Source organism: Bradyrhizobium barranii subsp. apii (assembly GCF_011516635.5).
In the GTDB taxonomy this organism is placed as follows: Bacteria; Pseudomonadota; Alphaproteobacteria; order Rhizobiales; family Xanthobacteraceae; genus Bradyrhizobium; species Bradyrhizobium barranii.
Genome location: NZ_CP096255.1, coordinates 4,481,453 through 4,507,387 on the forward strand (window position 1 = coordinate 4,481,453; position 25,935 = coordinate 4,507,387).

Here is a 25,935-nt window from a genome sequence, read left to right on the forward strand (position 1 = left end):
GTCTCTCACCTTGCCGCCGCCAACTTCTCCGTGATCGCCTTGCGCAAAATGCGCGACAGCGATTCCACGGAGTACGGCTTCTGGATCAGCTCGAACCCGCGATGCGCGTTCTCGGCGAGGACGTTGCTGTAGCCACTTGTGAGCACGACGGGCAGGCCCGGATAGCGCTCGCGGATGACGCCGGCGAGCTCGACCCCGTTCATGCCGGGCATGATGACGTCGGAGAAGACGAGGTCGACGGCGAATTCGTTCTCGCCGAGAATGCCGAGCGCCGCATTGGCATTGGCGACCCGGCGGACGACATAGCCGAGATCTTCCAGCAGCTCGGTCGAGAACTGGCCGACGTCGTCATTGTCCTCGACCACGAGCACGCGATAGCCGCGCCCGGTGGTGGCGGCCTCGCTGGTCAGTGCCGCAGCGTCCTTCTCCGCGGCGGGACTGTGCGCCTGCGGCAGATAGATGGTGAAGGTCGCGCCTTCGCCGCGCGTGCTCGTCACCGCGATGTCGCCCTCGGACTGCTTTGCGAAGCCGAAGGCCTGGCTGAGGCCGAGGCCGGTGCCCTTGCCGACCTCCTTGGTGGTGAAGAACGGCTCGAAGATGGCGTCGATGTTTTCGGGCGCGATGCCGCTGCCGGTGTCCGCAACCGAGATCGCGACGTAGTCGCCGCCGCGCGCCGCTCGGGATGCCCGCGACCTTGCGCACGGCGATGGTGAGGCGGCCTTCGCCCTCCATGGCGTCGCGGGCGTTGATGGCGAGGTTGATCAGCGCGGTCTCGAACTGCGCGATGTCGGCCACCGTGAAGCAGTCGGCATCGTTCACCTCGACGGCGATCGCGATGCGGCCGCCGACCAGCGGCCGGACCAGTTGCGCCACGGCCTCGACCTGGCTGCCGACGTTGAAGATCTGCGGCTTCAGCGGCTGCCTGCGCGCAAAGGCCAAAAGCTGCGCGGTGAGCTTGGAGGCGCGCTCCACGGTGTCGGAGATGGCGTCGACATAGCGGCGGCGGCGTTCTTCCGGCAGTTCGCGGCGGCGCAGGAAGTCGGTCGCGGAGCGGATGATGGTGAGGAGGTTGTTGAAGTCGTGGGCGACGCCTCCGGTGAGCTGGCCGATCGCCTCCATCTTCTGCGACTGCCGCAGCGCTTCCTCGCCGCGGCGGCGCTCGGTGATGTCGACGGCCTCGGGCACCGCACCGGTGATGTTGCCGTGGCGGTCGAGCACGGGACGCATGCCGAAGTCGAAATCGCGCTCTCCGATGGGCAGGCGCAGGCGCATCTCCAGCCGCACCGCTTCGCCTCTGAGCACGGTGTCGAAGGCCTCGCGCACGACGGCGCTCATGCCCTGGGTCTGGTTGAACCAGGGCGTGTCCCAGAACGGTTTGCCGATGACGTCGCGGGCCTCCACGCGAATGCCATCGAGCGCAGTCCGGTTCGCGTAGAGCAGCTCGCCCCTGAGATTGACCAGCCCCTGATACTGGTTGCTTGTCTCCAGGATCGCGCGCAGCCGCGCCTCGTTGGATTCGAGCTCGGCGGTGCGCTCGGTGATGCGCTCCTCCAGCGTCTCGTTGAGTCGCCTCAGCTCGATCTCGGCCTGCTTGGCGGCGGTGATGTCGTGGGCGACGCCGATGAAGCCGATGTGCTTGCCGGTCGGGTCCCAGCGCGGCTGCGATTCCGAGCGCAGCCACCGCCATTCACCGCTGGCGTTCTTGTAGCGCGCTTCCAGCACGAACGGCTTCAGCGACGCTTCGCCCTGGACGGATTGCTGCAGCACATGCGGCAGGTCGTCCGGATGCAATATCTTGCGCCAGTCGAAATCGATGGCCTGGTCGTAGGGCAGGCCGATGAAGTCGACATAGGCCTGGTTGGCGAAGGAGCGCGTGCGGTCGAGCTTCGTGACCCAGATCGGCACCGGCGCGCTGTCGGCTATCAGCCGGAAACGCTCCTCGCTCTCGCGCAGCGTCTCGCGCGCGAGCGCCTGGGCGGTGATGTCGATATGGGCGCCGACGAGGCGAATGGCGCGGCCGTCACTGTCGCGCTCGAACTTGGCGACGACGCGGATCCAGCGGGTCTCGCCGTCGTTGGGGCGGATGATGCGGTATTCGGCGGTGTAGTCTTCGTTCGTCCCGGCCAGCGCATCGAGGAAGTGCTTGACCGCGGCGTCGCGATCCTCGGGATGGATGCGGTTGACCCAATCCTCATGCGACTCGTCGGTGGCATCCGCCGGCAGCCCGTGGAGCATCAGATATTCCGGCGAGCGGCGGTTCTTGAAGCCTTCGCGGAAGTCGACCTCGAGGCCGCCGACCTTGCCGATGCGCTGGATACGCGCCAGCTCTGCCTCGCGGTCCTGGAGCGCGTGATAGGCGTTGTCGCGCTCGCGCGCGATCTCTTCGAGGTGCTGGCGCAGCCTTTCGGCGGCGGTGGTATCGGGCAAGGGATCGTTCAAGGTGTCGGCCGTTGTGATGCAAGAGCGCACGTGCCGGGCCGATATTCCCACAGACAAAGCGTGATAGCCATTACTCAAAAGGGGATAAGGACGGAAAGGCGCCACCGATCGCAGGGGCGGGTATGAACGAACGCCGGGTCTGGCTATTTGTTCCCGAATGTTGGAACGATGAGCCCCCCGCGCGCGTATTTGCGAGGCGTCGCAACTCTTAATCATAAGACTCCCTTCCCGAAGAGGCTAAATCTTGAAGCTCTTTGTCTGCCAGGACTGCGGCAACGTCCTCTATTTCGAGAACCGCGCCTGCGAACGCTGCGGCCACCGCGTCGCGTTCCTGCCGGAGAAGGAGACGATGTCGGCGATCGAGCCCGACGGCGAGGCCTGGATGACGCTCGCCGACAAGGGCAAGGGGCGGATGCTCTGCCGCAATGCCGAGTACGACGCGTGCAACTGGCTGACGGATGCGGGCGATACCACCGGCTATTGCCGCGCCTGCCGCCACAACGGCATCGTGCCCGATCTGTCCGATCCGGTTCAGCTCGCCGGCTGGCGCGAGTTGGAGGTGGCGAAACACCGGCTGTTCTATTCCCTGATCCGCTGGAATCTGCCGCTCCAGACACGGCAGGAAAATCCCGAACATGGGCTGATCTTCAATTTCCTCGCCGACGATCCGAACAGCGGGCAGAGGATCATGACCGGCCACGATAACGGACTGATCACGATCGCGCTGACCGAGACCGACGAGATCGAGCGCGAGCGGCGCAGGCTCGAGATGGGCGAGCCCTACCGCACGCTGCTCGGGCATTTCCGCCACGAGGTTGGCCATTACTTCTGGGACGTGCTGGTGCGCGAGGGCGGCAGGCTGGAGCAATGCCGCGCCGTGTTCGGCGACGATTCCGCCGATTACGGCCAGGCCTTGCAGCTCCATTATGCCGAAGGCGCGCCGCCGGACTGGCAGCAGACCTACGTCTCGGCCTACGCCACCACGCATCCCTGGGAGGATTTCGCCGAGACCTGGGCGCACTACCTCCACATCGTCGACACCCTGGAGATGGCCTCGGAGTTCGGCATGGAGGTGCGCCCCAGGGTCGATCGCGACGGGGAGTTGACGGCGCGCATCCGTTTCAACCCCTATGAGACGAGGGACGTCGAGGCGCTCGTCAACGCATGGCTGCCCTTCACCTTCGCCATCAACAGTGTCAACCGCGCCATGGGGCTGCGCGATCTCTATCCGTTCATCCTGTCGCCGGCGGTGGTCGGCAAGCTGGGCTTCATTCACGGCTTGGTCAGGGACGTGGCCAAGGCCGCGAAGCCGTAGGTCCGCTCATGGGCTGACCAGGCCCATTTCGGTCTTGCGCTGGTACGCCAGAGGGCGCGGATTTAGACCGTTGCCTCCGGCCGATTTTGATGTACCACGGGGGTCACACGGCCCGTCCCCGCAGGCCCCAACGGCCAGGGAAGGGTCCCGCCCAAGGTCGAGACTCAAGAAAAGCATGTTCAAACGCATTCTGATCGCCAATCGCGGCGAAATCGCCTGCCGGGTCATCAAGACCGCTCGCCGCATGGGAATTCAGACGGTTGCGGTCTATTCCGAGGCCGACCGCGATGCCCTCCATGTCGAGATGGCCGACGAGGCCGTTCTGATCGGCCCGCCCGCAGCCGCCGAGAGCTATCTGGTGATCGAGAAGATCGTGGAGGCCTGCCGCAAGACGGGCGCCGAGGCCGTGCATCCCGGCTACGGCTTCCTGTCCGAGCGTGAGGCGTTTCCGCGCGCGCTGGAGGCCGCCGGCATCGTCTTCATCGGCCCGAACCCGGGCGCGATCGCCGCGATGGGCGACAAGATCGAATCCAAGAAGGCCGCCGCGAAGGCCAAGGTCTCGACCGTGCCGGGCTATCTCGGCGTCATCGAGGACGACAAGCACGCGGTGAAGATCGCCGACGAGATCGGCTATCCCGTGATGATCAAGGCCTCCGCCGGCGGTGGCGGCAAGGGCATGCGCATTGCGCATTCGAGGAGCGAGGTTGCCGAGGGCTTCAACCTTGCCAAGGCCGAGGCGAAAGCCTCGTTCGGCGACGACCGCGTCTTCGTCGAAAAGTTCATCGTCGATCCCCGCCACATCGAGATCCAGGTGCTGGGCGACAAGCACGGCAACGTCATCTATCTCGGCGAGCGCGAATGCTCGATCCAGCGCCGCAACCAGAAGGTCATCGAGGAGGCGCCGTCGCCGCTGCTCGATGAGGCCACCCGCCGCAAGATGGGCGAGCAGGCCGTCGCGCTGGCCAAGGCGGTGAATTACGACTCCGCCGGCACCGTCGAATTCGTGGCAGGGCAGGACAAGAGCTTTTTCTTCCTGGAGATGAACACGCGCCTTCAGGTCGAGCATCCCGTCACCGAGCTCGTCACCGGCATCGACCTCGTCGAGCAGATGCTCCGCGTCGCCGCCGGCGAGAAGCTCGCGATCAGCCAGAAGGACGTTACGCTCACCGGCTGGGCAGTGGAATCCCGCCTCTACGCCGAGGACCCGTTCCGTAACTTCCTGCCCTCGATCGGGCGCCTCGTGAAGTATCGGCCGCCGGCCGAAGCCAGCCAGGACGGCATCACCGTGCGCAACGACACCGGCGTGCAGGAGGGCGGCGAGATCTCGATCTATTACGATCCGATGATCGCCAAGCTCGTCACGCATGCGCCGTCGCGCGCGGCCGCGATCGAGGCGCAGGCCACCGCGCTGGATTCGTTCTATGTCGAGGGTATCAGGCACAACATCCCGTTCTTGTCGGCGCTGATGCACCATCCGCGCTGGCGCGAGGGACGGCTCTCGACCGGTTTCATCGCCGAGGAATTCCCCAAGGGCTTTGCTGTGCGCGTGCCCGAAGGCGAGGTCGCGCGTCGGATCGCGGCGGTCGGCGCCGCCATCGACCACGTGCTCGGCGAGCGCAAGCGGCAGATCTCGGGCCAGATGGGCGGCCGCGTCGTGCAGCGCGAGCGTCGCCGCGCGGTCTGGCTCGACCGCCAAGAGATTCTGCTCGAGGTCGGACGCGAGGGCGAGGCCATCGCGATCCGCTTCATCGATGCCGAAGGCAAGGCCGGCAACGCACATCTGCTGCAGTCGCCGTGGAAGCCGGGCGATCCGGTCTGGCAGGGCACCATCGACGGCCATTTCGTCGCGGTGCAGGCGCGCGCTATCGCCAACGGCATTCGTCTGGCGCACCAGGGCGTCGAGGTGCCGGTCTATGTCTGGACCGAGGCGGAAGCAGCCTCGGCGCGGCTGATGCCGGTGACCACGGCCTCCGACACCGGCAAGAAGCTGCTCTGTCCGATGCCGGGCCTCGTGGTCACGATCGCGGTGACCGAAGGGCAGGAGATCAAGGCCGGCGAGACGCTCGCGGTGATCGAAGCCATGAAGATGCAGAATGTGCTCCGCGCCGAGCAGGACGGTACGGTGAAGAAGATCCACGCCAGCGCGGGCGCGACGCTCGCGGTGGACGCGCTGATTCTGGAGTTTGCGTAAAGCAAGTGAGTGGGGCCCTCACTGGCCCCACCAACACCGTCATTGCGAGCGCAGCGAAGCAATCCAGACTGCCTCTGCGGAAAGATTCTGGATTGCTTCGCTGCGCTCGCAATGACGGAGTATGTTGCGGCTGCGTCGCAACAGTTGAGAGGGCACCATGGCCTTTCGTTCCCGCCGCGAAAAACTGCGCTCGATCCTGACCGGCTCGGCTTGCGTTCATCCCGGCTCGGTCTATGACGCGATCTCCATCCGCATCACCGAGGATCTCGGCTTTCCGCTCGGCATGTTCGGCGGCTCGGTGGCCTCGCTCGCGGTGCTCGGCGACCCCGATGTCACGCTGATCACACTCACCGAACTTGCCGAGCAGATGCGGCGGATGTCGCGCGCGGCGACGCTGCCGGTGCTGGTCGATGCCGATCACGGCTATGGCAATGCGCTCAACGTGCGCCGCACGGTGCAAGAGCTGGAGACCGCTGGCGCCGCCGGCCTCACCATCGAGGACACGCTGCTGCCCGCCGCCTTTGGCGAGGCCAAGACACAGCTGATCTCGCTGGAAGAAGGCGTCGGCAAAATAAAGGCGGCGCTGGATGGCCGCGGCGATCCCTCGCTCGTCATCATGGGCCGCACTGGAGCTGCCTCGGTCACCTCGATCGAGGATGCGATCCGCCGGGCCAGGGCCTATGAGGCGACCGGCGTCGACGCGCTGTTCTTCACCGGCGTCAAGTCGCGCGCTGAGCTCGAAGCCATCGTCGCCGCTACGCATCTCCCCATCGTGCTCGGCGGCGCGCCGGACGAGTTGAACGCGATTGACTATCTCGCCAGGCAGCGCGTCCGCATCGCGCTTCAGGGCCACGCGCCGATCGCGGCTGCCATGCAGGCCGTCTACGAGACGCAGAAAGCGTTGCGCGAGGGCACGCCGCCGAAGAACCTCAAGGGCCTCCCATCGCCGGACCTGACCAGCCGCGTCATGCGCGAGGCCGACGTCAAGGCGCGCAGCGCCGATCTTCTCGGGCTGAAGAAATGAGCCGGGCGATCCTCCAGGTCATGATCCGCGGCCGCGTGCAGGGCGTCGGCTACAGGGCCTGGGTCGAGTACCAGGCGACAACAAGTGGCCTCGAAGGCTGGGTTCGCAACCGCCGCGACGGCAGCGTGGAAGCACTGTTCGCAGGCACACCGAAGCACGTCGCCGACATGGTCGCGCTGTGCCGCCACGGCCCGCCGTCATCGCGTGTGGATAGCGTGACGAGCGAGACGGCCGGTGCCGATGAGTTGAACCTGCGGAGGGCAGGGGAAGCGTTTTCGGTATTGCCGACGGTGTAGGTCTTCTCCCTCTCCCCGGTTGCGGGGAGCGGCGAAGAAGAGCCTCACCTTGGCAGCTTCGAGATCGCCTCGCTCAGCTCGTGAATCTCGTAGGGCTTGCGTAGGATCGGGAAGTCGCCGCGGACATCGGCGGCGGCTTCGCTGTAGCCGGTGGCGAGCAGGATCGGCAGGCCAGGGTGGATCTGGCGCAGATGATGGGCGAGGCCGAGCCCGTCCATCTTGCCGGGCATCACGATGTCGGTGAACACGAAGTCGACGCCGTTCTTCTCGAGCTCGCGCAAGGCGGACTCGGCGTCGGCAACCCGGTGCACGCGATAGCCGAGCTGCTCCAGCAATCCGATGCTGACGAGCGCGACGTCGGGATTGTCCTCGACCAGCAGCACGGTGCCGCTACCGGGAACCGGCACTGCTTCAGGGATATCGATTGGTGCGGTCGCGGTTTCGCGCGGCAGCAGGATGGTGAAGGTCGTGCCCTTGCCGAGCTCGCTTGTGACCTTGACCGTGCCGCCCGCCTGATGAGCGAAGCCGTGCACCTGCGACAGGCCGAGGCCGGTGCCTTTTCCGACGGGTTTGGTCGTGAAGAAAGGCTCGAAGATCTTGTCGACGACGTCGGAGGGGATGCCAAGCCCGGTATCGGCGACGGTGATGGCGACGTACTCGCCGCTGTGGAGCGGATCGTTCAGGACGACGTTGCGTGCGCCGACCGTCACCGTACCGCCGTCGGGCATGGCATCGCGAGCGTTGATGACGAGGTTGAGCAGCCCTGTCTCGAGCTCGGCAACATCAGCCTTGACCGACCAGACCTCGCGGTCGATGTCGAAGGCGAGACGAACGGCGCTCCCGACGCCGGCGTGAAGCACTTCGCGGATCGCCTCGATGCGGTCGCCGAAGCGGATCGCCTGGGGATTGACGCTCTGCCGCCGCGCGAAGGTCAGGAGCTGGCCGGTCAGCGCGGCGCCGCGCTTGGTCGCGGTCTCGATCGCGGACATCGCGCGCTGAATCTTGGCCTCGTCCTCATCGCGTTTCTTGAGGATGTGAAGGCTGCCGCTGATGATCATCAGGAGGTTGTTGAAGTCGTGCGCGACGCCGCCGGTGAGCTGTCCGAGCGCATCGAACTTCTGCGACTCGGCAAGCTGCCTCTGCATCGCTTCGAGCTTGAGCTGCGAATTGCGCCGCTCGGTGATGTCGCGGGTGATCTTGGCGAAGCCGACCAGGCTGCCGTGCTCGTAGATCGGATCGATGATGACGCTCGCCCAGAAGAATGTGCCATCCTTACGAACGCGCCAGCCTTCCTCCTCGTAGCGGCCATGGTCCCGCGCGATGCCGAGGGCACGCGCGGGCTTGCCGTTGGCGCGGTCGGTCTCGGTGTAGAAGCGCGAGAAATGCTGGCCGACGATCTCTTCGGGCGAATAGCCCTTGATCCGCTCGCCGCCGATGTTCCAGCTCGTGATGATCCCGGTGGGATCGAGCATGTAGAGCGCGTAGTCCGCGACTCCTTCCACCAACAGCCGAAAACTGCGCTCGCTTTCGAACAAGTCTCTCTGTTGACTGGACTTTGTCGTCATTCTCAACCCGCCTGGAACCGGGGCAAACGCCCGGAAGGGCGTTTGGTTCCGGTTCTCTGGGCCGTTTTTAAGCAAATACGACGGACGGTATACAGGAGGCAAGCCGCCGAGCGCTCTTGACAATCAGTCGCGCTCGTCAGATATTTCTGTCATGACAGAAGCAACCGAAAAGAAGAAACTGCCCGCCGCCGTCGAGCGCTTCATCCTGCATTGGGGCGACATGGGGGACGGGTGGGGCGTCAACCGCTCGGTCAGCCAGATCCACGGGCTGCTTTATCTCGCCGAGGCGCCGATGACGGCCGAGGACATCGCCGACACGCTCGGCATGGCGCGCTCCAACGTCTCCAACTCGCTGAAGGAGCTGCTCGCCTGGAACCTGATCCGGCGGGTGCCGATCCTTGGTGACCGCCGCGACCATTACGAGGCCGAGACCGACATCTGGGAGGTCGCCGCGAGAATCGCGGCGCGGCGCAAGAAGCGGGAGCTCGATCCGGCGATCACGGCGCTCAGGGCCTGCGTGTCCGATGCCGCCGACGATCCGACCATCAATCCGGTCGCAGCCAAACGGCTGAAGGAGATGCTCGCCTTCACCGAGCTCGCCGACCACTGGTTCATGCAGATGCTGAAAGTGCCGCGGCCGCGGCTGGTCGCCTTGATGCGGCTTGGCGAGAAGATCGCCAACCTGCTGCCGCTGGGCAAGGCCAAATAGCGTTGAGGAGGGTGCGATGACGTCGGCTCGATTATCAGGCTCCAGCGCATCTCCCTCAGCTCACGTCAAACTACTCGACGACCGCCGCTTCCGCGCGTTGCTGTCGGACGAGGATTGGGGCCGGCTGCCGCTCGCGACCTGGCGGCGCTTTTCGAAACGGGTCGCTGACGGCGACAGCGTCGTCTATGTCGGCGTGGTCGACGAGGTCTCCTTCAGTGACATCGGCTGGTGGTTCGCGCTAGCCGCCCGCCTGATCGGCGGACCGCTGCCGACCGGCCGCGACACCGGTGTCCCCATGATCGTGACTGTCACCGAGGACGGCGCGACCGGCGGCCAGACCTGGACCCGCATCTGCGCGCGCAAGCGCGGCTTTCCGCAAGTGATTCATTCCGCCAAGCGTTTTGCCGGCCCGACCGGGCTCGAAGAGTATGTCGGCTTCGGCGTCTCGATGGCGCTCCGCATCGCGGTCGAGGGACAGGCGCTGACCTTCCGTAGTGCCGGTTACGGACTCCAACTGGGACGCTTGTGGATCCCGCTGCCGCAATGGCTCACGCCCGGCGATCTCACGGTGACGCATAGCGATCTCGGCGAAGGCGCCTTCCGTTTCACCCTCGATGTCACTCACCCGCGTTACGGCGCGCTGATCCACCAGTCCGCCGTCTTCAGGGAGGCCGTATCATGACGCCGCTGTTGTGGACCCTCATCGCCATCCAGATCGTGATGGGCGTGTTCGACACCTTCTATCACCACGAATTCACTGAGCGCCTGGTCTGGCGCCCGTCGCAGCGCTTCGAGCTGAAGCTGCACGGTATCCGCAACATGCTCTATGCGCTGCTGTTCCTGCTGCTCGGCTGGTTGGAGGTTTACGGCGTGCTGGCGATCCTGATCGTCGCGGTGCTGGTCGCCGAGATCGTCATCACGCTGATGGATTTCGTCGAGGAAGATCTGAGCCGAAAGCTGCCGCCGAGCGAGCGGATTAACCACACGCTGCTTGCGATCAACTATGGCGCCATCCTGGTGCTGCTGCTGCCGGTGCTGATCGAATGGGCGATGCAGCCGTTCGGCGTGAGTGTCGTGTATCAGGGATTGCTCAGCATCGCCGCGACGGCCTGCGCGGTGGGAGCTGCGCTCTGCGGCGTCAGGGATTTTGCCGCGATGCGCCGGCTCGGGCGCATGAAAAGCGTGCCTGCGCACGGGCTCGTCGAGAAGGTCCCCGGCCGCAAGACCGTGCTGATAACAGGCGCCACCGGCTTCATCGGCAGCCGCCTTGCCGCGAGCCTCAGCGGGGCAGGGCACGACGTCATCGCGCTGATCCGCAACCCCGCGAAGGCCGAGATGCTGCCGCCGCCGGTCACGCTGATCACCAGCCTCGATCAGCTCGCATCGGACACGCCAATCGACGCCATCGTCAATCTCGCTGGCGAGCCGATCGGCAACGGCCTCTGGACCGAGGCAAAGCGCGCGAAAATTCTCGGCTCCCGCATCGACATGACCGGCGAGGTCGTAAAACTGATCGCGCGGCTCGAGCGCAAGCCGGAGGTCCTCGTCAGCGGCTCCGCGATCGGCTGGTACGGCCTATGGGCCGACCAGGTGCTGACGGAATCGGCGAAGTCACATGCGTGCTTCAGCCATGAGCTGTGCGCGGCGTGGGAAAAGGCGGCGCGGCCGGCGGAAGAGCTCGGCGTCCGCGTGGTCTGTTTGCGCATCGGCCTCGTGCTGGGCACCGAAGGCGGCTTCATCACGCGGATGCTGACGCCGTTCGAGTTCGGCCTCGGCGGTCCGCTCGGCACCGGGCGGCAGTGGATGTCCTGGATCGAGCGCGACGATCTGATCCGGCTGATTGCCTATGTGATGGCGACGCCCGATCTCACCGGGCCCGTCAACGCCACCGCGCCGATCCCCGTCACCAACGCAAAGTTCACCGAGGAGCTCGGCCGCCGTCTGCACCGGCCCGCGGTGTTTCGAATCCCCGGCGGCCTGTTGCGCCGGATCGACGGCGGCTTTGCCGACGAACTCCTGCTCGGCGGCCAGCGCGTGCTGCCCAACAAGGCGCTGAGTCGCGGTTTCGTGTTCAGGCACGAGACGCTGCGCAGCGCGTTTGAGGCGATCTTGTGAGGTGATGTCATGGCTTGCGAGACTTGCTCCCGGGCGACGCGGGGCTGGTTAGGCGGATGCCTGACGGCGACGGCCGTTATTCAGCTGTTCTTTCTGCTCATCCTGGCGTTGGCTAGTGCCAATCGCGTCACCCCAATGTCCCCGTGGGATTTTGTCTTCGCGATCTTGATCGGCGTGCCACTGATCCTGTTCTTCGTTTGCGTGCTCAGCGGCATTCCGTCGATCGCCACGATCTGGCTGAGCGAACGGCTTTGCATCCGCTCGCTTGTGTTCTTCGTGCTTGCCGGTGGTTTGATCGGGTCCGCGAGCCAGATGGTGCTTTACAGGTCTGTCAATGAATTGGGTTGGCTATACGTCACCGCCGGTTGCTTCGCCGGGCTGAATTATTGGTATATCGCAGGCAGATATGCGGGCGCGGAGACGGAGCAACCTAAGTGTCTGTTCCAAAACATGTTGAGTCGAATGAATCGGTTGTGATTCAAGGTGAGCGGCCTGATTCGATGGGGACGCGCCGCCAATGTGGACTACCGAGAACCGTGCACGCTACGACCGCAGCCGCCTGCGCTATCCGAGCGACTTGACCGACGAGGAGTGGGCGCTGATCGCGCCTCGCATCCCGCCGGCCAAGCGCGGCGGCAACAAGCGTACGGTGGACCTGCGCGAGATTGCCAACGGGCTGATGTACATCCTGAGCACAGGTTGCCAGTGGCGCGCGATCCCCAAGGACCTGCCGCCGCGCTCGACGCTGTATGGCTACTTCGATCTGTGGAGCTGGAACGGCACGCTCGATAAAATTCATCACGCCCTCTATGTCGAATGTCGCGAAAGGGCCGAGCGCGAGGCTTCTCCCACCGCCGCCATCATCGATAGCCAGAGCGTGAAAAGCGCTGAAAAAGGGGGCCTCATGATCTCCATGGCTACGACGCGGGCAAGAAGATCAAGGGCAAGAAGCGGCACATTCTCGTCGACACGCAAGGCCTCTTGATGCACGCCATCGTGCATGCGGCGGACATCCAGGATCGCGACGGCGGCGTGCTCCTGATGGCAACGTTGTTCGGCCTCTATCCCTTTCTTCTGAAGCTCTACGCCGACGGCGGATATCAAGGGCCACATTTCCAGAAGGGGCTGCGTAGCGCTCTGAAGCGCGTGAACCTCGAAATCGTCAAACGCTCCGATCAGGCTCACCGTTTCGTCGTCTTGCCCAAACGCTGGATCGTCGAGCGTACCTTTGCCTGGCTCGGGCGATGCCGAAGACTGTCCAAAGATTGGGAATGCTTCAATCACAGGGCGCTCGCCTTTCTCAAGCTGGCCTCCATCCGACTCATGCTGCGAAAGCTATGCAATCCAAGGTAATCTTTCCGGACAGACTCTTAGTCTTACTGCGTCATAAATTTCGATAGCCACTTTGACTTGAGAGTGCCCTGATGCAACAAGGGCATCGAGATAGTGTGACGACGAGCGCAGCGCTCAATCTTCGTCGGACGGTCGCAATCGAATTCGGAACGTGTCGTTCAGGCCGCAATGGCGGATCCCCTCGGCCGATAGGTTGCGGGAATAGCAGCTTCCTTGAAGATTTTGGTGGAGGCTGCTTCTGAGGGGGGAATCGTCTCTCGCTCGGAGACTAGAAAACCGTAGGCGGCAATGCACAATGTTGCGTGGTGGTGGAAGCCACGCCAGCTTCGTCCCTCGAAGTGACCAAGGCCAACCTCCTGTTTGAGTTCGTGGTAGTCGCGCTCGATGCGCCAGCGCAGCTTGGCAATATCGACCAGCTGACGAAATCCAATGTTGGCTGCAAGCGTTGAAAACCAATATTTGGTTGGTGCTGCCTCGCCCTCTGGCCACTCGATCAGCAGCCATTCCTCGGGCCGGCTTTCGGCGAGCCAGTAATCTCGATGTGCCGGACGGACGCGCACACGGGCAAACCGCGAAGACAACGGTTCTGCCGTACCCTCACGCCACGTGATCTTGTGCCAAGCATGTGCTGGCAGACCGATCGCAAGCTTCTTGACCGAAATCGGTCGGTGTTTGCTGTCACGCCGTAGCAGTTTCGGAGGTCGTCCGTTCCCCGACCATGCCTTCGGCGGCCGCGGTCCGGTTCCGGGCGCCCATACCGAGGTTTGTGGCAAGATGCCGGCCACGTAGCTCAGGCCCAGTTCGGTAATACTCCCACGCAGAGCGGTGTCGGTGCCGTAGCCGGCGTCCATCAGGACCACGCCGCGCGGCAAGCCCACCGCACAGGCCCAGCGCAAATGATCAAGTGCAATTGCCGGCTTGGTCTTGAAGGTGATTTCCTTGGGGACTCCGGCTTTGCGCCGACGTGTACGGTCCGTCACCCACTCCTTTGGGAGATAGAGCCGATAGGCCACCGGCAAGCTCGCATGATGGTTCGCAAGCGAAAGAGATACGGCCACCTGACAATTGTCTTGCTTGCCCAACTGGCCGCAATATTGCCGCGCAACGCCGACTGAATGCCGCCCCTTCTTGGGAAAGCCCGTATCATCAATGATCCACGCTTCGATCGGCCCGCAGCGTTCGATGCCCGGCAGCACTAACTCACGGACCTTGGCCAACACCTGCTGATCCGACCAGTCACCTTGACCGACTAAATGCAACAACGACTGATGTTGCGCTGCTGTCCGCTCAGGTGCCGTGATTGCCGCCATCGGCTCGACGCTCTTGCGATCGCATGGCATCATCAGCCCGGTACAGTAGTCGCGCAGCGGTTTGGCGCGTCCTGCATGGCCGATCACACTCGCAAGGCCCTCAATATATGCCGAAAACCGCGACGCTACGTCTCCCGATTTTGTCAGACTCATCTCAGCCCCCGCATGACGAAAAGTGAGTCTTCTCAAATATATGATTCCTGTCGACAAGGGCCGCGACACTCTGACTCAGTAAGACTAGAACGACTGAGTCACAAAACCGCAGGCTTTATCCGGCCGGAATCAGCGATGGTTGAAGCATGGACCATCAGCCGAGGAGGCTACATGAGCGGGCGTGGCACCAAGACCAGTGAGATGCGATTTGCGACGTATTTGGAAGGGCTTGCCAGCGTCATCGGTCATGCTGATCGGAAGGCACCGCTGCGCGACTATTGCGTCGGCCTCATGGCCTGTGGCGGTCGTAAGAGCGTGGAGCCAATGGCGGCGATGACGGCTCCGGAACGGACGGCCGCCCAACATCAATCGCTGCTGCATTTCGTCGGCAGCGGCGCCTGGTCGGATGAGAAGGTGCTGGGCAAGGTACGAGAGATGGTCCTGCCGGCGATCGAACGCCAGGGCCCGATCGAAGCTTGGATCATCGATGACACCGGATTTCCCAAGCAGGGGCGACATTCGGTTGGAGTTGCACGGCAATATTGCGGGCAGCTCGGCAAGCAGGATAATTGCCAGGTGGCGGTGTCATTATCGATTGCCAATCACCACGCCAGCCTGCCTGTTGCCTACCGCCTTTATCTTCCGAAGGAATGGACTGAGGATTGCGATCGGCGGCGCAAGGTGGGCATTCCTGCCGAAGTCGGCTTCCGGACCAAGCCGGAGATCGCGCTGGAGCAGTTGCGGTGGGCCTGTGCGACCGGCCTTCCGCGTGGTGTCGTGCTGATGGACGCGGGCTATGGCAACAACAGCGATCTGCGCACGGAGATCACGGCGCTGGGATTGACCTATGTGGCGGGTCTTCTGTCGAGCACAACGGTATGGGCGCCCGGCACCGGTCCCTTGCCGCCGAAGCCATGGTCGGGCCGCGGCCGTCCCCCGAAACTGATGCGCCGCAACCGTCAGCGTCGGCCGGCCGCCGTTAAAGCGCTCGCGATCGGCCTGCCGGCCAAAGCTTGGCGCACCATCACGTGGCGGCAAGGAACGAACGAAAAGCTGAGCTCGCGCTTTGCCCGCGTGCGGGTCCGTGCCGCGCACCGTGATTATTGGCAAACCACCCAGCGGTTGGAGGAATGGTTGCTGATCGAATGGCCGAAAGGCGAGGACCAGCCTACCAAATACTGGCTCTCGACATTGCCGGAGGATGTGGCATTCCGGACTCTCGTAGAGACGGCTAAATTGCGCTGGCGCATCGAACGCGACTATCAGGAACTCAAGCAGGAGGTCGGGCTTGGCCACTTCGAGGGACGCGGCTGGCGCGGCTTTCATCATCACGCAACGATGTGCATTGCAGCCTTCGGATTCCTGATCTCCGAGCGGGAGGCGTTTCCCCCCTCAGGCGCTCGGCGCGCCCGGCCGATCCCGCTCGCTCGCGTTTCCGCGGATTACAGACCCCGCGGTTCTGCCGCTACGGACCCAACGTCACATTCCAAATTCGATCACGACGATGCGACGGCGACTCGAACAAGGGCTGGTCCGAACGTTGTCGAGATGTCCTTGTTGTGCAATCAAGTTCGCCCATTTCACAGACCACCGTTTGTGACGCAGTAAGATTAGAGCTAAGCCGCCACGCTCCGGAACGTCGCCACCACCGCACGCAGCGCCGCGAGCTTGGCGGGATCGCTGACCTGCGAATGCAGCATTACCTTCGAGCTGCCGAGTTTCGGTAGCTTCTGCGCTGGCCCGATGTCGATCAGCCCGGGAGGCGCGATCCGGCGCGCGAGCGGCGCAATCGCGAGGCCAGCAAGCGCGGCCGCGACCACCGCGGTGACGCCGCCGCCGACAAAGCGTTCGCGCCAGGCGAGGCCGGCCTTGTCGAGCGCGCGGACGGCGATGGCGCGGACGCCGCAGGGCGGGGCGAGGGTTGCGAGCGGCAGCGGCTCACCCTTCGGCAGGGTGAAGCGCCGTGCGGCGAACCAGCCGAACTCGTCTTCGGCCAGCTTCTCGCCGCCGCGGCGACTGCCTTCCTGGCGCACGATCACGGCATCGAGCTGACCTGCGTCGTAAGCGTCCTGCATCTCGCGTGAGAAGCCGATGGTGACGGCGAGGGTGAGACTTGAGGACATCGCGTGCAGGCGTTCGAGCAGCGGCACCAGCTCGGGGCCCGCGGCATGGTCGGAGATGCCAAGCGAGAGCGATTGCGCAGTCGATGTTTCGCCCGACAGTGCACGGTCATGCGCCTCCATCAGCGCGCGGGCGCGATCGAGGAACGCGGCGCCGTCGGCAGTGAGCCGGACCGCGCGCGGCGAGCGCTCGACGAGGCGCTTTCCCAGCAATGTCTCGAGCCGCTGAAGCTTCAGGCTGACGGCGGCCTGCGTCGTGCCGAGTGCTTCGGCGGCGCGCGTAAAACTCTGGAGGTCGGCGACCAGCAGGAAGGCCTTGATGGTGGCGATGTCGAGCGTTGCTGTCATTATGAATGGTTATCACTGGTATCAACAGAGATAAGATACCAAAATGACGGGGCAAGGTCTAGCTTCTCACCAACGCCGCGCAAACTCCGCGCAGCATCTTGAGGAGAACCACCATGCCCCTGATCACCGTGTCCTACACCACCTCCCGCCAGTCGCCGTCGCTGAAGGCCGATATCGCCAACGCCGTGTCCGAGCTGACCGCAAAGATCCTGCACAAGGATCCCAGGGTGACCGCCATCATCGTGAAATCGGTCGACGCAGGCGACTGGTTCGCCGGCGGCAAGTCGCTCGCCGAACAGAAGCTTGCGAGCTACTGGATCGACATCCATGTCAGCGAAGGCACCAACACCAAGGACGAGAAGGCGGCCTATCTCGCCGCGATGTTCGAGCGCATGGCCGAGATTTTGGGCCCGCTGCATCATGAGACCTACCTGCATGTCGACGAGGTCAAGGGCGACGCCTACGGCTTTGGCGGCCTGACCCAGGAGCGGCGCTACATTGCCGGCAAGCTCGAAGTTGCGTTGCAGGCGGCGTAAGGTAGCTGGCCGCGGGTGAAGAATCTCACCCGCGGCCTGAAGCCGTCAGCTCGCCGCTCGGAACTGGACTTCGGCGTTGTTGATGAAGCACGGCTTGTCGAACAGCTTGAGGTCCAGCGGGTTCGGCAGCCTGATATCGTCGAGGTCTGGGCACGGCTTGACCGACGGATCATATGATCGATCGATCTGCGAGATGAAGACGACGATCAGCCCCGCATCGCGCGCGAAGGATTTCAGTGCGCGCACCTGAACAGCGAGATCAGGATTTTCCCGCCTCTGGTCGAGCAGTTGCAGATAGTCGATCACCACGACCGTGCCACGAGGCGCCGCGGCCATCTGCTTGACGACGTAGTCGGCGCTGATGGCGTCGGAGCAGTCAACCTCAAACAGTTTGTCGAACTGCGCCGGCTCCACACCGATCGCCCGCAGGCGATCCAGCACATCATTCTGCGTGTACTCGAGCGAGAAGAACGCCGCGCGATGGCCCGACTTCATGGCCTCGACGGCCAATTCGAGGCTCATCAGGGTCTTGCCCTGACCGGGGCGAGCCCCGACCAGCACCAGATCACCCGGCCGGAATTGCGGGAACAGGCGATTGGCGGGCGTCAGTGCGGCGGCCTTTGCCGCGAGCATGCTCCAGGCGGAAAACCCTTCCGTCGCAGCGATGCGGTCAAGCGCGTCGTGGAGCGGAATGCCTTCCTCGCGCGACAGGCGCTTGGCTCGTCGCTTCAGATGATAGATCGGCGCAGAGAGTCTCATCGTCAAAACCTCCCATTGCGAGCTGAAAGCGCAATCCCTCCTTATGCCTGGCGCTCGAACAGTCGGTCCGATGATCATTCGCCCGGCATGATGTCTGCTTTCCCGGCGGAGGGGGGAGGCGTGGGCGGCACCTGAAACGAGCATAGCCGATTCCACCACAAGCGGAGAATATGCGCCGGTACAGGCTCGAACAGGAAAAGTTAGACGGCCGCTTCCGCCACCAGCGCGCGGGTTGGTCCGAACAGCTCCTCGAACGCCTGGCGCAGCGCCACGTCGACATCGGCCATGGTCACGAGCTGGCCGAGATCGACCAGCGAGGTGACGCCGTAGCGGGGGTCGGCGACGCCGCAGGGCACGATGCCGGCGAAATGCGACAGCTCCGGCTCGACATTGATGGCGATGCCGTGGAACGAGACCCAGCGCTTCAGCCGCACGCCGATCGCCGCGATCTTGTCCTCGTGCTCGGGCCCCTTGTCCGGGCGCTTCACCCAGACGCCGACCCGGTCCTCGCGCCGTTCGCCGCGGATGTTGAAGGCGGCGAGCGTCCGCAGGATCAATTCCTCCAGGCTCGCGACATAGGCCCGGACGTCCGGCCGGCGCCGCTTGAGGTCGAGCATGACATAGGCCACCCGCTGGCCGGGCCCGTGATAGGTCAGCTGCCCGCCGCGCCCGGAGGCAAAGGTCGGGAAGCGGGGATCGAGCAGGTCGGTTTCCTTGCCCGAGGTGCCGGAGGTGTAGAGCGGGGGGTGCTCGAGCAGCCAGACCAGCTCGGGCGCCTCGCCGGCGGCGATCTGAGCGACTCGCGCCTCCATGGCGGCCACGGCCTCCGGATAGGGCACCGGCGCGTCCGAGATTCGCCACTCCACGGGCTCGCCGGTGGAGGCGGAAAACGACGTCAAATCGAGGTCTTGGCGGGGGTTTTGAGGCGAATTAACCATTGGCTAACCATAACGTGGTGATCATCTGGGGAGCAAATGCCAAGTCCTTTGGCTTAAGTCCCAAGTTGCGGCGGTCCTGACAGTGCCCACTCTCGATAAAGTCACCGTGGATCTCATGGTCGTCCTCGGGACGACCACCATGCCGATCCATCAAGTATTACGTCTTTCCCGCGGCGCCATCATCGAACTGGACGCAACCGAGGCCGACGAGGTCAAGGTTCTCGCCAACAATCTGCCGGTCGCCTCCGGCGTCGTGCTGGTCGACCGCAACCGGATCGCGGTCGAGGTCAAGCAGATGCTGCCGCGCACGACGGGCACGCGATAGCGGCCCGGGCACGCGGTAACGGCCTGGGCACGCGGGAGCGGCCCGGGGTAGCCGGCAGGGCCGGGGCCCTCGATAGGGCCGATCCGGGCAGGGGTCCGGATTTTTCCTGCCAAGCTTGTGGAATTCTGGGCCTTTGCAGGCTTGTACCCCTCTGATGGATTTGTTAGATCGGCGCCGTTGATCCGGCAGGCCTCAAGCCCTAAGCCGGCATCCCCAAAGCGCTCGTGGCGGAATTGGTAGACGCGCTGCCTTGAGGTGGCAGTGAGTAAAATCGTGGGGGTTCGAGTCCCTCCGAGCGCACCAACCTCAAAAGCCGATCGATGGAGAGACCGGCTCAGGCAGCCCAGGTCTTCGCCGTTCGGCCGTCCCCGCCTGACGGTTCGAGTGTAGGGCTGGCGGCTCGGCGTGATCGCCGTTTGCAACAGGGCACGCGTACTGAACATCACGCAGGTTGCTCATCACCGCGGCAACGACACCAGTAGCCAGACGCCGGCGGCCGCACACGCAATGCCGGCGGCGCGCGCGATCCATCGTCCGATCGGCGTAAGTTTCTCCAACAGGACGAGCAGGGCCAAAAGCGCAATCCAAAGCACGTTCATCACCCCGCCTACGAACAAAAGCGCCATCAAGACCCAGCAGCAGCCGACACAATAGCCTCCGTGCCGCAGCCCCAGCAGCAGGCAGCCTCGCAGGTCGTCGCGAAAGCCGCCGTGGCGCATCAGGAACAGAAATGGCGGCTGGCATTGGGCGAGACAGACGTCCTTGAGCGGTGTCCATTGATAGACTCCCGCCGCGATCAGCACGATTGCACTGAGCAGATTGCTGGCGATCGTCATCCGGGAATCCAGCAGGACCGCCCGCTCGATCGTCCATTGGAGTAGGGTTGCTGCCAGCGAAAAGCCGCCCCAGGCGAGGAGATAACCGGCCGCAAACCAGCCGGTCGCAGCGAACGGCTTGCCCTGCGCTTTCCCCTGTCGACCCACGCGGGCGTACATGAGGATCATGGGCGCTGCCGAGGGTGCCATCATTCCGACCATCATCACCACCCACATCAGCAACACATACGCGAACTCGATCGCTCGCCATGGCTCGCTCGCCGGCAACATGATTCCGATCCCGGCCGGGATCATGCGGAACCCGGTCATGTCCATGCCGCCCATGTCCATGTCCTTGGCGAGCCAGAGCACATAGGCCCATGCCAGTGCGACAATGATCCCGATCGCGCCGCCGACGATCCAGCGATCGCGCCGCAGCACGGTTTCCAGGGGGCCGTCGGTCATTTGCGATAAGTGTTGCCGGCCTTCTCGCAAGGCCGGGTCAGGAGTTGCATCACGCCTGGTTCGACCAGCGGATCGGCGCATAGAGGCCGTTCTTGCCGGAATTGTCCCAGCGCATGCCATGATCGCTGAACGTATTACCGGCGGCGCCGACCGCCATCACCATCCTGTCAGGGCTGACTGGATGGCCGATGTTGGCCCACATTTCCCCGCTCGGATGCATGGTCGGCAACGGGTCGACGGACATGTGCAGAATATCAGGGATTTCCGCGGACCGCGTCTTGCCCTCGATTCGGAATGTGATCGGGACCTTGCGAACCCCCAGGTTCTTGCTGATCAGCGGTGTGAACGCGGCCATCGGACCACCGGCGCCGCCGGTGAAGATCGCAGCTAGAGCCTCGGTCTGCTCATCGTTGGCGCGCTGGTCGATATAGGCGGCCACCGACCAATCTCCGTCTGCCATGATCCCCGGCGCGTGGAGGATAACCAGGACATTGAGTCCATCGAGCTCGATGTTGCCATAGCGGCCGCTCTCGACGTGGAAGATCAGCGGTACGTTACAGAAGCCCTCGGTCGGTCGCGCGGTCAGCGGGGGAGCCGCCGACACGAGGCAGGGACACACGATGCTGCAACTGCAATTCTCGAAGTAGTCGCCGGAAAGGTGCCATGGGACATCCGCCATCGCTATCTCCCGCTAGGCCGAACCCGTCAGATTACTTTCGAAGGAGCTACGTAGAATTGAAAGTTACGCTGCGTGGCGAAGTCCCGCAAGCTGAAGTCCCGCAAGCTATTGTGAGGTTCGGTCAATCGACTGGAAAAAGCACCTATCAGCTGGAGATCCACCTAAATTCTTTGCCCATTTCCGCAAGCCATTGAAACTTCGATAAATGCGACCGCCCTCCGAGCGCACCAAACGGCGGATCGCGCCGCTTTAGCCGGGGTAGGGGCCTGTTTCTGCCGAAATGCCCTCTCAGATCAAGTCGATGATCTGATCATAGAACATCAGACGAAAGTGGCTGCTCGGACGAGATGCGTCTGAGCGAATCTATTCAGCCAATCTGATTTGCCGAGATTGACCACGGCAGCCTGGCGCGGCGACGGTCCCCAATCGATTGTGTCGAAACTGAAATTATAGACTTCCTCCGGCGTGATCATCGAAACCTGTGGCCGATGAATCCGCAGATGCCTCATGTCGCTTTCGATAGAACAGTGCGCGTCCGGTTGGAATGAGTTGGAGCGGGCAAAGCCTGGAACACCGGCCACCCCGCGGGATCCTCCCTGCTCACGCAATTGTTCCTGGACGTAGTCTGCAGAGGCGCTGGTCGATCGACACCTTCTTATTGCGTTTCTATGCTATCACATCTTATAATTGATGAACTCCGAGAGACACGAAATATCGGTCGCTGGCTTCCGGGTCCGAACACGGGCGGCTGGAGTCGAGCACCTTTGCAAGGAGGGCAGCATGACGCTCAAGTCGGGATTCCAATTCGCGGAGGCGCAACTTCTGCTTGAGATGGCGCAGCGTGCCTACGCCGGCACGCCATCGCTGACCGAAGCGGTGGCAACCTGCGGCCTGCCCTCCGTGCCCGATCCAAGCTCAAATTGGGCGGTCCGCAAGGACCTCACCCCGACGAGTGCCACGCTATTGGATAATTACTGGCAGGTCTGGCAGAACCAGAGTGACACCACCCAATACGCGATCGCAGTGCGCGGCACGGTCGCAAGTGCGGCCAGCGTGTTGGCCGACTTGCTGTTCCCCCTGATCAACGCGCGCTTTGACGTGAAGCTCGGTCCGATCTCGCTGCCGTTCTATCTTGCCCGCGATGAGGGTGACAGTGCGGTGAAAGCCGGTGTGCATTCGGGCTTCGCTCTGAGTTTGCTGCTCATGCTGTTCACCACCGATAGCCCGTTGTTCGTGACCTTGGGGCTGCTCGCGGAACAGGGCAACGACGTCTACATCACCGGGCACAGCCAGGGTGCCTCGATCGCCACGCTGCTGACCTCGCTGGTCCGGCACTCGACGGATGTTTTCAAGGGGCCGGCCTACAAGACCTATACCTTCGCGCCTGCCAAGGCCGGCAACGACCATTACGCATACGATTACGCGCGGCTTGCCGCCGTCGACGGATACGGTTGGGCCGTGACGTCGACGCAGGACTGGGTGCCGCAGGCACCGTTTGCCCTGGAGTGGATATCAGACCTCAACACGCCAAATCCGCTGCGTGGGTTCGGCGGCAGTCCCAATCCTGAAGCAACGATCGCGCTCGGCAGCGTGGTCACCGACGGTGAGAACGCAGTCAATCGCGTTCGCGACGATGCGGTGAGGCGGCTCAAGCAGCGGGTCGAGAGTCTTTCTCGGAGACTGATATCCGAGACGATCCATTTGACCGCCGCCGATCTCGGCGCGGCAACCGCCGCACCGATCACGGGATCAACGATCTCGGACTTGATCCAACAGATCCTCGACCAGCTTCAGGCCTCGCTGAACTATGCTGACGTCGGCGCGCTGCTGCCGCTCTTCGCCAACCCGGGCGGCAACCCGACCGATGGGACGCCGGGATGCCAGAAGCTGGACTATTTCTGGCAGCACCACCTCGGCAACTACCTGAAATACATGAAGCAGCAATATGGCGGCTGAGCCGGGAAGGACTGCGTGCGCCCTCCGAGCGCACCACCTTCATCCTTATCGCTGTTTTGGCTGGATTTCGGCGACTGCCTCGCGCGGTGCTCGTTGGTCCAAGCGATCATCAGCTTGTCCGCCGGTCAAAGTGACCGGCGGGAATATGCTGTCGTAGATCGCACGCGCCTCACGGATGAGGCGCTGCCGCTCGAGCTCGGATTTCGGAACGAATCGAACGATTTTGGTCATTGGTGGTCCGCCTGGGCGATTTCATCCGCGCGGCGCCAGACCGGGAAGGGGTCTGCGAGCTTCGCCCATTCCGTGACGTTCATCGCCGGCTTTCCCGGGACGAGGCAGGCATCCAGACGGGCGCGGAGCGAACCTTCATCCATGCTGGTGCCGATGAACACGATTTCCTGGCGGCGATCGCCATAGATGTCGTTCCAGTTCGCACGCAGCTGCTTCCGCCAGGGCGGATCATCCGGCCATCGTTCCGCGGGTACGGCCGCCCACCAGAAGCCAAGCGCCTGCGTGCGCGTGATCGTGCCAGCCTGGCTGATCTCGCCAAGCCATTGCGGGCGTGTTGCCAGCCAGAAATGTCCCTTGGCGCGAATGACGCCGGGCCAGGGCTCCCTGACGAACTTGTCGAACTTTTCGGGATCGAACGGCCGGCGCGCGCGATAGACGAAGTTCGTCACGCCGTATTCCTCGGTCTCCGGCACGTGATCGGCAAAGCCGTAGAGCTCTTTGAACCAGAGCGGATGCTGCTGCGCCCGCTCGAAGTCGAACCGGCCGGTGTCGAGAATGCGATCGAAGGCGACCCGGCTGTGGTTGGCTTCGATCAGATCCGCGTCCGGATTGAGCGCGCGGATGATCTTTCGCGCTGCCTCGCGTTGTGCGGGCGACGCGTCGTCGACCTTGTTGAGAACGATGACGTCGGCAAATTCGATCTGCTCGACGAGGAGATCGACCAGCGTGCGCTTGTCGTTCGCCAGCGCTTCGCCGCGCTGATCGAGAAAATCCGTCGACGAATAGTCTTTGAGCAGGTTCACGGCGTCGACCACGGTGACCATGGTGTCGAGACGCGCCACATCGGAGAGGCTTTCGCCGTCTTCGGAACGGAAATCGAAGGTCGCCGCAACCGGCAGCGGTTCGGAGATGCCGGTGGATTCGATCAAGAGATAATCGAAGCGGCCATTTTCTGCGAGGGCGCGCACCTCCTTCAGGAGGTCGTCTCGCAGTGTGCAGCAGATGCAGCCGTTCGTCATCTCGACGAGCTTCTTGTCAGTCCGGGACAGGTTCGCACCGCCATCGCGAACCAGATCCGCATCGATGTTCACCTCGCTCATGTCGTTGACGATCACCGCCACCTTCAGGCCGTGCCGGTTGTTCAGGACGTGGTTCAGCAAAGTGGTCTTTCCAGCCCCGAGGAAGCCGGACAAGACGGTGACGGGGAGTTTTTGCATGGAGATCGAAGAGCCTTTTCAACGGGATAGGACGGTGACGCTTGGGGAGGGGCATTGGGACCGGGTATGTAATGTTATAACATTACATTCGCTGGCGGCGCCGCCGTCAAGTCGTTTCGCGGCTCAGCTGAAATTCACGCGAACATTGAGGTGGATGATCGTTGTAACGATCGGCTGCCGCTCAGCTCCAGGCAGCAGCGCGCTCGAAGGACCGGCGCGGGCCTCTCAGCCATATTCGTCGCCGATCCCGTATTCGCGGTAGATCTCGAGCGGATCCGTGTCCGGAAACAGGCGGCATTTGGCCTGGGCGAGATGCAGGCTCACCGCCGACGGCTCCTTGCCGTTCGCCAGCATCTTGCGGATGTCGTCCATATGCGCGCTCGGCTGGTGTTTTGGTTCGAGCTGCTCCAGCGCGACGAGCGCGGTCGCCAGGGCCTCGGTCAGCACCCAGTCGTCGTGGCCCGTGATTCCCTTCTTCGGCATCGGCAGACCCCACATGCGGTGGCTGTGCCAATGTACCGTAGCTTCCGGCGAATCTCCATCGCGCAGCTGGCAACCTCGCGTTTACGTGGAACACGCAGGCCCCGGTACTCTCGCTTGCATTATGAACGCGCGTGGCTAAAAGGCGGCCGGCGATCGTATCTTTGTCGAAATAAAGATGGCGTAGACGGGTCGCACCGCTCAGGGCTGGAGCCAGCATGGTCTTTCTTAGCTTCGTCTACCGCTTCGTGACGAACTTCGCCTTCATGGCGATGGTCTATTTCAGCCTGAATTTCATGGAGAAATACCAGAACCGGGCGATCCTCGCGATCCTGGTGCTGGTCTATGCCGGCATGCGCGCGGCCTCGACGCTGCGTGCGTTCTATTTCTTCCAGAAGATCGAGAAGCTGGAGGCGGAGACCAAGCGCCTGCAGGCTCCGATCAATGACGGTTCGGGCGCAACGAACGCGCGCAAGCAGGTCGTGGCCGACGTTGGCCGGCTGCGCCGCGACGGCGAGCTCAAGTCCTATATGGACCTGTTCTTCCTGGCGCTGATCGTGCTGCTCTGTGTCGCCAACATCATGCGCCAGTAGAGC

At 63.5% G+C, this 25,935-nt stretch carries 23 protein-coding genes, 1 tRNA gene and 2 pseudogenes; 15 read left to right on the forward strand and 11 right to left on the reverse strand.

Features of this window, described 5'->3' with window-relative positions; genetic code table 11:
* Positions 1-5: 5 nt before the first annotated feature.
* A pseudogene (locus HAP41_RS21205) lies at positions 6-2,469 on the reverse strand (PAS domain S-box protein).
* Positions 2,470-2,683: 214 nt separating this feature from the next.
* Here HAP41_RS21205 and HAP41_RS21210 point away from each other — a divergent pair.
* The 4 genes from HAP41_RS21210 to HAP41_RS21225 all read left to right on the forward strand — a co-directional run bounded on the left by HAP41_RS21210 (position 2,684) and on the right by HAP41_RS21225 (position 7,265).
* Positions 2,684-3,754, forward strand: a complete 1,071-nt coding sequence (locus HAP41_RS21210) for a zinc-binding metallopeptidase family protein (protein WP_166097152.1) — start codon at positions 2,684-2,686, stop codon at positions 3,752-3,754.
* A gap of 175 nt (positions 3,755-3,929) precedes the next feature.
* Positions 3,930-5,945: an acetyl-CoA carboxylase biotin carboxylase subunit gene (locus tag HAP41_RS21215; RefSeq protein ID WP_166097151.1), complete on the forward strand. Its 2,016-nt coding sequence runs from the start codon at positions 3,930-3,932 to the stop codon at positions 5,943-5,945.
* Between the two features lie 157 nt (positions 5,946-6,102).
* Entirely contained in the window at positions 6,103-6,969 is an 867-nt protein-coding gene (locus HAP41_RS21220) for an isocitrate lyase/PEP mutase family protein (protein ID WP_166097150.1), read from the forward strand.
* On the forward strand, positions 6,966-7,265 hold the full coding sequence (locus tag HAP41_RS21225) for an acylphosphatase (protein WP_014494616.1): 300 nt from the start codon (positions 6,966-6,968) through the stop codon (positions 7,263-7,265). The genes HAP41_RS21220 and HAP41_RS21225 overlap by 4 nt, the downstream gene beginning before the upstream one ends.
* 44 nt (positions 7,266-7,309) lie before the next feature.
* Here HAP41_RS21225 and HAP41_RS21230 read toward each other — a convergent pair whose 3' ends face one another.
* Complete coding sequence (locus HAP41_RS21230) at positions 7,310-8,830, reverse strand: PAS domain-containing sensor histidine kinase (RefSeq protein ID WP_166097149.1); 1,521 nt, start codon at positions 8,828-8,830, stop codon at positions 7,310-7,312.
* A 151-nt stretch (positions 8,831-8,981) separates the two neighbouring features.
* Between HAP41_RS21230 and HAP41_RS21235 the strand changes: the two genes are divergently transcribed.
* From HAP41_RS21235 to HAP41_RS21255, 5 genes and pseudogenes are all read left to right on the forward strand, one after another.
* The gene (locus HAP41_RS21235) at positions 8,982-9,539 is read left to right on the forward strand and encodes a GbsR/MarR family transcriptional regulator (RefSeq protein ID WP_166097148.1); all 558 of its coding nucleotides are present in this window, start codon (positions 8,982-8,984) and stop codon (positions 9,537-9,539) included.
* Between the two features lie 16 nt (positions 9,540-9,555).
* On the forward strand, positions 9,556-10,221 hold the full coding sequence (locus HAP41_RS21240) for a DUF4166 domain-containing protein (RefSeq protein WP_166097147.1): 666 nt from the start codon (positions 9,556-9,558) through the stop codon (positions 10,219-10,221).
* Positions 10,218-11,654 (forward strand): TIGR01777 family oxidoreductase, encoded by a 1,437-nt coding sequence (locus tag HAP41_RS21245; protein WP_166097146.1) that lies wholly within the window; start codon positions 10,218-10,220, stop codon positions 11,652-11,654. Before HAP41_RS21240 ends, HAP41_RS21245 begins: the two co-directional genes overlap by 4 nt.
* 9 nt (positions 11,655-11,663) lie before the next feature.
* Positions 11,664-12,131 carry a hypothetical protein gene (locus tag HAP41_RS21250; protein ID WP_166097145.1) on the forward strand — a complete coding sequence of 156 codons (468 nt, stop codon included), beginning with the start codon at positions 11,664-11,666 and terminating at the stop codon, positions 12,129-12,131.
* A 40-nt stretch (positions 12,132-12,171) separates the two neighbouring features.
* Positions 12,172-13,007 (forward strand): annotated as a pseudogene (locus HAP41_RS21255) (IS5 family transposase).
* Between the two features lie 158 nt (positions 13,008-13,165).
* On the opposite strand, the gene HAP41_RS21260 reads toward HAP41_RS21255, so the two are convergent.
* Positions 13,166-14,470, reverse strand: a complete 1,305-nt coding sequence (locus HAP41_RS21260) for an IS701 family transposase (protein ID WP_166065882.1) — start codon at positions 14,468-14,470, stop codon at positions 13,166-13,168.
* A gap of 171 nt (positions 14,471-14,641) precedes the next feature.
* Between HAP41_RS21260 and HAP41_RS21265 the strand changes: the two genes are divergently transcribed.
* On the forward strand, positions 14,642-16,078 hold the full coding sequence (locus HAP41_RS21265; RefSeq protein ID WP_166105276.1) for an IS701 family transposase: 1,437 nt from the start codon (positions 14,642-14,644) through the stop codon (positions 16,076-16,078).
* An 8-nt stretch (positions 16,079-16,086) separates the two neighbouring features.
* Here HAP41_RS21265 and HAP41_RS21270 read toward each other — a convergent pair whose 3' ends face one another.
* Positions 16,087-16,938 (reverse strand): LysR family transcriptional regulator, encoded by an 852-nt coding sequence (locus HAP41_RS21270; protein ID WP_166097144.1) that lies wholly within the window; start codon positions 16,936-16,938, stop codon positions 16,087-16,089.
* 113 nt (positions 16,939-17,051) lie between these two features.
* On the opposite strand from HAP41_RS21270, the gene HAP41_RS21275 reads away from it, so the two are divergent.
* Entirely contained in the window at positions 17,052-17,474 is a 423-nt protein-coding gene (locus HAP41_RS21275) for a tautomerase family protein (protein ID WP_166097143.1), read from the forward strand.
* 45 nt (positions 17,475-17,519) lie between these two features.
* Here HAP41_RS21275 and HAP41_RS21280 read toward each other — a convergent pair whose 3' ends face one another.
* Both HAP41_RS21280 and lipB read right to left on the reverse strand, forming a co-directional pair.
* Positions 17,520-18,233, reverse strand: coding sequence for a DNA helicase (locus HAP41_RS21280; RefSeq protein WP_166105870.1), 714 nt, complete (start codon positions 18,231-18,233; stop codon positions 17,520-17,522).
* A gap of 200 nt (positions 18,234-18,433) precedes the next feature.
* Positions 18,434-19,171 carry a lipoyl(octanoyl) transferase LipB gene (lipB, locus tag HAP41_RS21285; RefSeq protein ID WP_166097142.1) on the reverse strand — a complete coding sequence of 246 codons (738 nt, stop codon included), beginning with the start codon at positions 19,169-19,171 and terminating at the stop codon, positions 18,434-18,436.
* Positions 19,172-19,253: 82 nt separating this feature from the next.
* Between lipB and HAP41_RS21290 the strand changes: the two genes are divergently transcribed.
* Together HAP41_RS21290 and HAP41_RS21295 are read left to right on the forward strand one after the other, a co-directional pair.
* The gene (locus HAP41_RS21290; RefSeq protein WP_015685538.1) at positions 19,254-19,496 is read left to right on the forward strand and encodes a FliM/FliN family flagellar motor switch protein; all 243 of its coding nucleotides are present in this window, start codon (positions 19,254-19,256) and stop codon (positions 19,494-19,496) included.
* Positions 19,497-19,714: 218 nt separating this feature from the next.
* Positions 19,715-19,799: transfer RNA gene (locus HAP41_RS21295), tRNA-Leu, on the forward strand.
* Positions 19,800-19,954: 155 nt separating this feature from the next.
* On the opposite strand, the gene HAP41_RS21300 is transcribed toward HAP41_RS21295, so the two are convergent.
* Complete coding sequence (locus HAP41_RS21300; protein WP_166097141.1) at positions 19,955-20,776, reverse strand: DUF2182 domain-containing protein; 822 nt, start codon at positions 20,774-20,776, stop codon at positions 19,955-19,957.
* A 49-nt stretch (positions 20,777-20,825) separates the two neighbouring features.
* Positions 20,826-21,455, reverse strand: coding sequence for a DUF1326 domain-containing protein (locus HAP41_RS21305; protein WP_166097140.1), 630 nt, complete (start codon positions 21,453-21,455; stop codon positions 20,826-20,828).
* Between the two features lie 780 nt (positions 21,456-22,235).
* Between HAP41_RS21305 and HAP41_RS21310 the strand changes: the two genes are divergently transcribed.
* Positions 22,236-23,411 (forward strand): lipase family protein, encoded by a 1,176-nt coding sequence (locus tag HAP41_RS21310; RefSeq protein ID WP_166097139.1) that lies wholly within the window; start codon positions 22,236-22,238, stop codon positions 23,409-23,411.
* 45 nt (positions 23,412-23,456) lie between these two features.
* Here HAP41_RS21310 and HAP41_RS21315 read toward each other — a convergent pair whose 3' ends face one another.
* From HAP41_RS21315 to HAP41_RS21325, 3 genes are all read right to left on the reverse strand, one after another.
* On the reverse strand, positions 23,457-23,642 hold the full coding sequence (locus HAP41_RS21315; RefSeq protein WP_063982747.1) for a hypothetical protein: 186 nt from the start codon (positions 23,640-23,642) through the stop codon (positions 23,457-23,459).
* On the reverse strand, positions 23,639-24,859 hold the full coding sequence (zigA, locus tag HAP41_RS21320; RefSeq protein WP_166097138.1) for a zinc metallochaperone GTPase ZigA: 1,221 nt from the start codon (positions 24,857-24,859) through the stop codon (positions 23,639-23,641). Before zigA ends, HAP41_RS21315 begins: the two co-directional genes overlap by 4 nt.
* Before the next feature lie 225 nt (positions 24,860-25,084).
* Positions 25,085-25,342 (reverse strand): hypothetical protein, encoded by a 258-nt coding sequence (locus tag HAP41_RS21325; protein ID WP_174770120.1) that lies wholly within the window; start codon positions 25,340-25,342, stop codon positions 25,085-25,087.
* Between the two features lie 215 nt (positions 25,343-25,557).
* Here HAP41_RS21325 and HAP41_RS21330 point away from each other — a divergent pair, with 215 nt between their 5' ends.
* Complete coding sequence (locus HAP41_RS21330) at positions 25,558-25,932, forward strand: hypothetical protein (protein WP_063982749.1); 375 nt, start codon at positions 25,558-25,560, stop codon at positions 25,930-25,932.
* Positions 25,933-25,935 lie beyond the last annotated feature (3 nt).

Coding starts and splice junctions, on each gene's coding strand:
- HAP41_RS21215 (WP_166097151.1), top strand. CDS start 3,930: ATGTTCAAACGCATTCTGATCGCCAATCGCGGCGAAATCGCCTGCCGG.
- HAP41_RS21220 (WP_166097150.1), top strand. CDS start 6,103: ATGGCCTTTCGTTCCCGCCGCGAAAAACTGCGCTCGATCCTGACCGGC.
- HAP41_RS21225 (WP_014494616.1), top strand. CDS start 6,966: ATGAGCCGGGCGATCCTCCAGGTCATGATCCGCGGCCGCGTGCAGGGC.
- HAP41_RS21230 (WP_166097149.1), bottom strand. CDS start 8,830: ATGACGACAAAGTCCAGTCAACAGAGAGACTTGTTCGAAAGCGAGCGC.
- HAP41_RS21235 (WP_166097148.1), top strand. CDS start 8,982: ATGACAGAAGCAACCGAAAAGAAGAAACTGCCCGCCGCCGTCGAGCGC.
- HAP41_RS21240 (WP_166097147.1), top strand. CDS start 9,556: ATGACGTCGGCTCGATTATCAGGCTCCAGCGCATCTCCCTCAGCTCAC.
- HAP41_RS21245 (WP_166097146.1), top strand. CDS start 10,218: ATGACGCCGCTGTTGTGGACCCTCATCGCCATCCAGATCGTGATGGGC.
- HAP41_RS21250 (WP_166097145.1), top strand. CDS start 11,664: ATGGCTTGCGAGACTTGCTCCCGGGCGACGCGGGGCTGGTTAGGCGGA.
- HAP41_RS21260 (WP_166065882.1), bottom strand. CDS start 14,470: ATGAGTCTGACAAAATCGGGAGACGTAGCGTCGCGGTTTTCGGCATAT.
- HAP41_RS21265 (WP_166105276.1), top strand. CDS start 14,642: ATGAGCGGGCGTGGCACCAAGACCAGTGAGATGCGATTTGCGACGTAT.
- HAP41_RS21270 (WP_166097144.1), bottom strand. CDS start 16,938: ATGACAGCAACGCTCGACATCGCCACCATCAAGGCCTTCCTGCTGGTC.
- HAP41_RS21275 (WP_166097143.1), top strand. CDS start 17,052: ATGCCCCTGATCACCGTGTCCTACACCACCTCCCGCCAGTCGCCGTCG.
- HAP41_RS21280 (WP_166105870.1), bottom strand. CDS start 18,233: ATGAGACTCTCTGCGCCGATCTATCATCTGAAGCGACGAGCCAAGCGC.
- lipB (WP_166097142.1), bottom strand. CDS start 19,171: ATGGTTAATTCGCCTCAAAACCCCCGCCAAGACCTCGATTTGACGTCG.
- HAP41_RS21300 (WP_166097141.1), bottom strand. CDS start 20,776: ATGACCGACGGCCCCCTGGAAACCGTGCTGCGGCGCGATCGCTGGATC.
- HAP41_RS21305 (WP_166097140.1), bottom strand. CDS start 21,455: ATGGCGGATGTCCCATGGCACCTTTCCGGCGACTACTTCGAGAATTGC.
- HAP41_RS21310 (WP_166097139.1), top strand. CDS start 22,236: ATGACGCTCAAGTCGGGATTCCAATTCGCGGAGGCGCAACTTCTGCTT.
- HAP41_RS21315 (WP_063982747.1), bottom strand. CDS start 23,642: ATGACCAAAATCGTTCGATTCGTTCCGAAATCCGAGCTCGAGCGGCAG.
- zigA (WP_166097138.1), bottom strand. CDS start 24,859: ATGCAAAAACTCCCCGTCACCGTCTTGTCCGGCTTCCTCGGGGCTGGA.
- HAP41_RS21325 (WP_174770120.1), bottom strand. CDS start 25,342: ATGCCGAAGAAGGGAATCACGGGCCACGACGACTGGGTGCTGACCGAG.
- HAP41_RS21330 (WP_063982749.1), top strand. CDS start 25,558: ATGGTCTTTCTTAGCTTCGTCTACCGCTTCGTGACGAACTTCGCCTTC.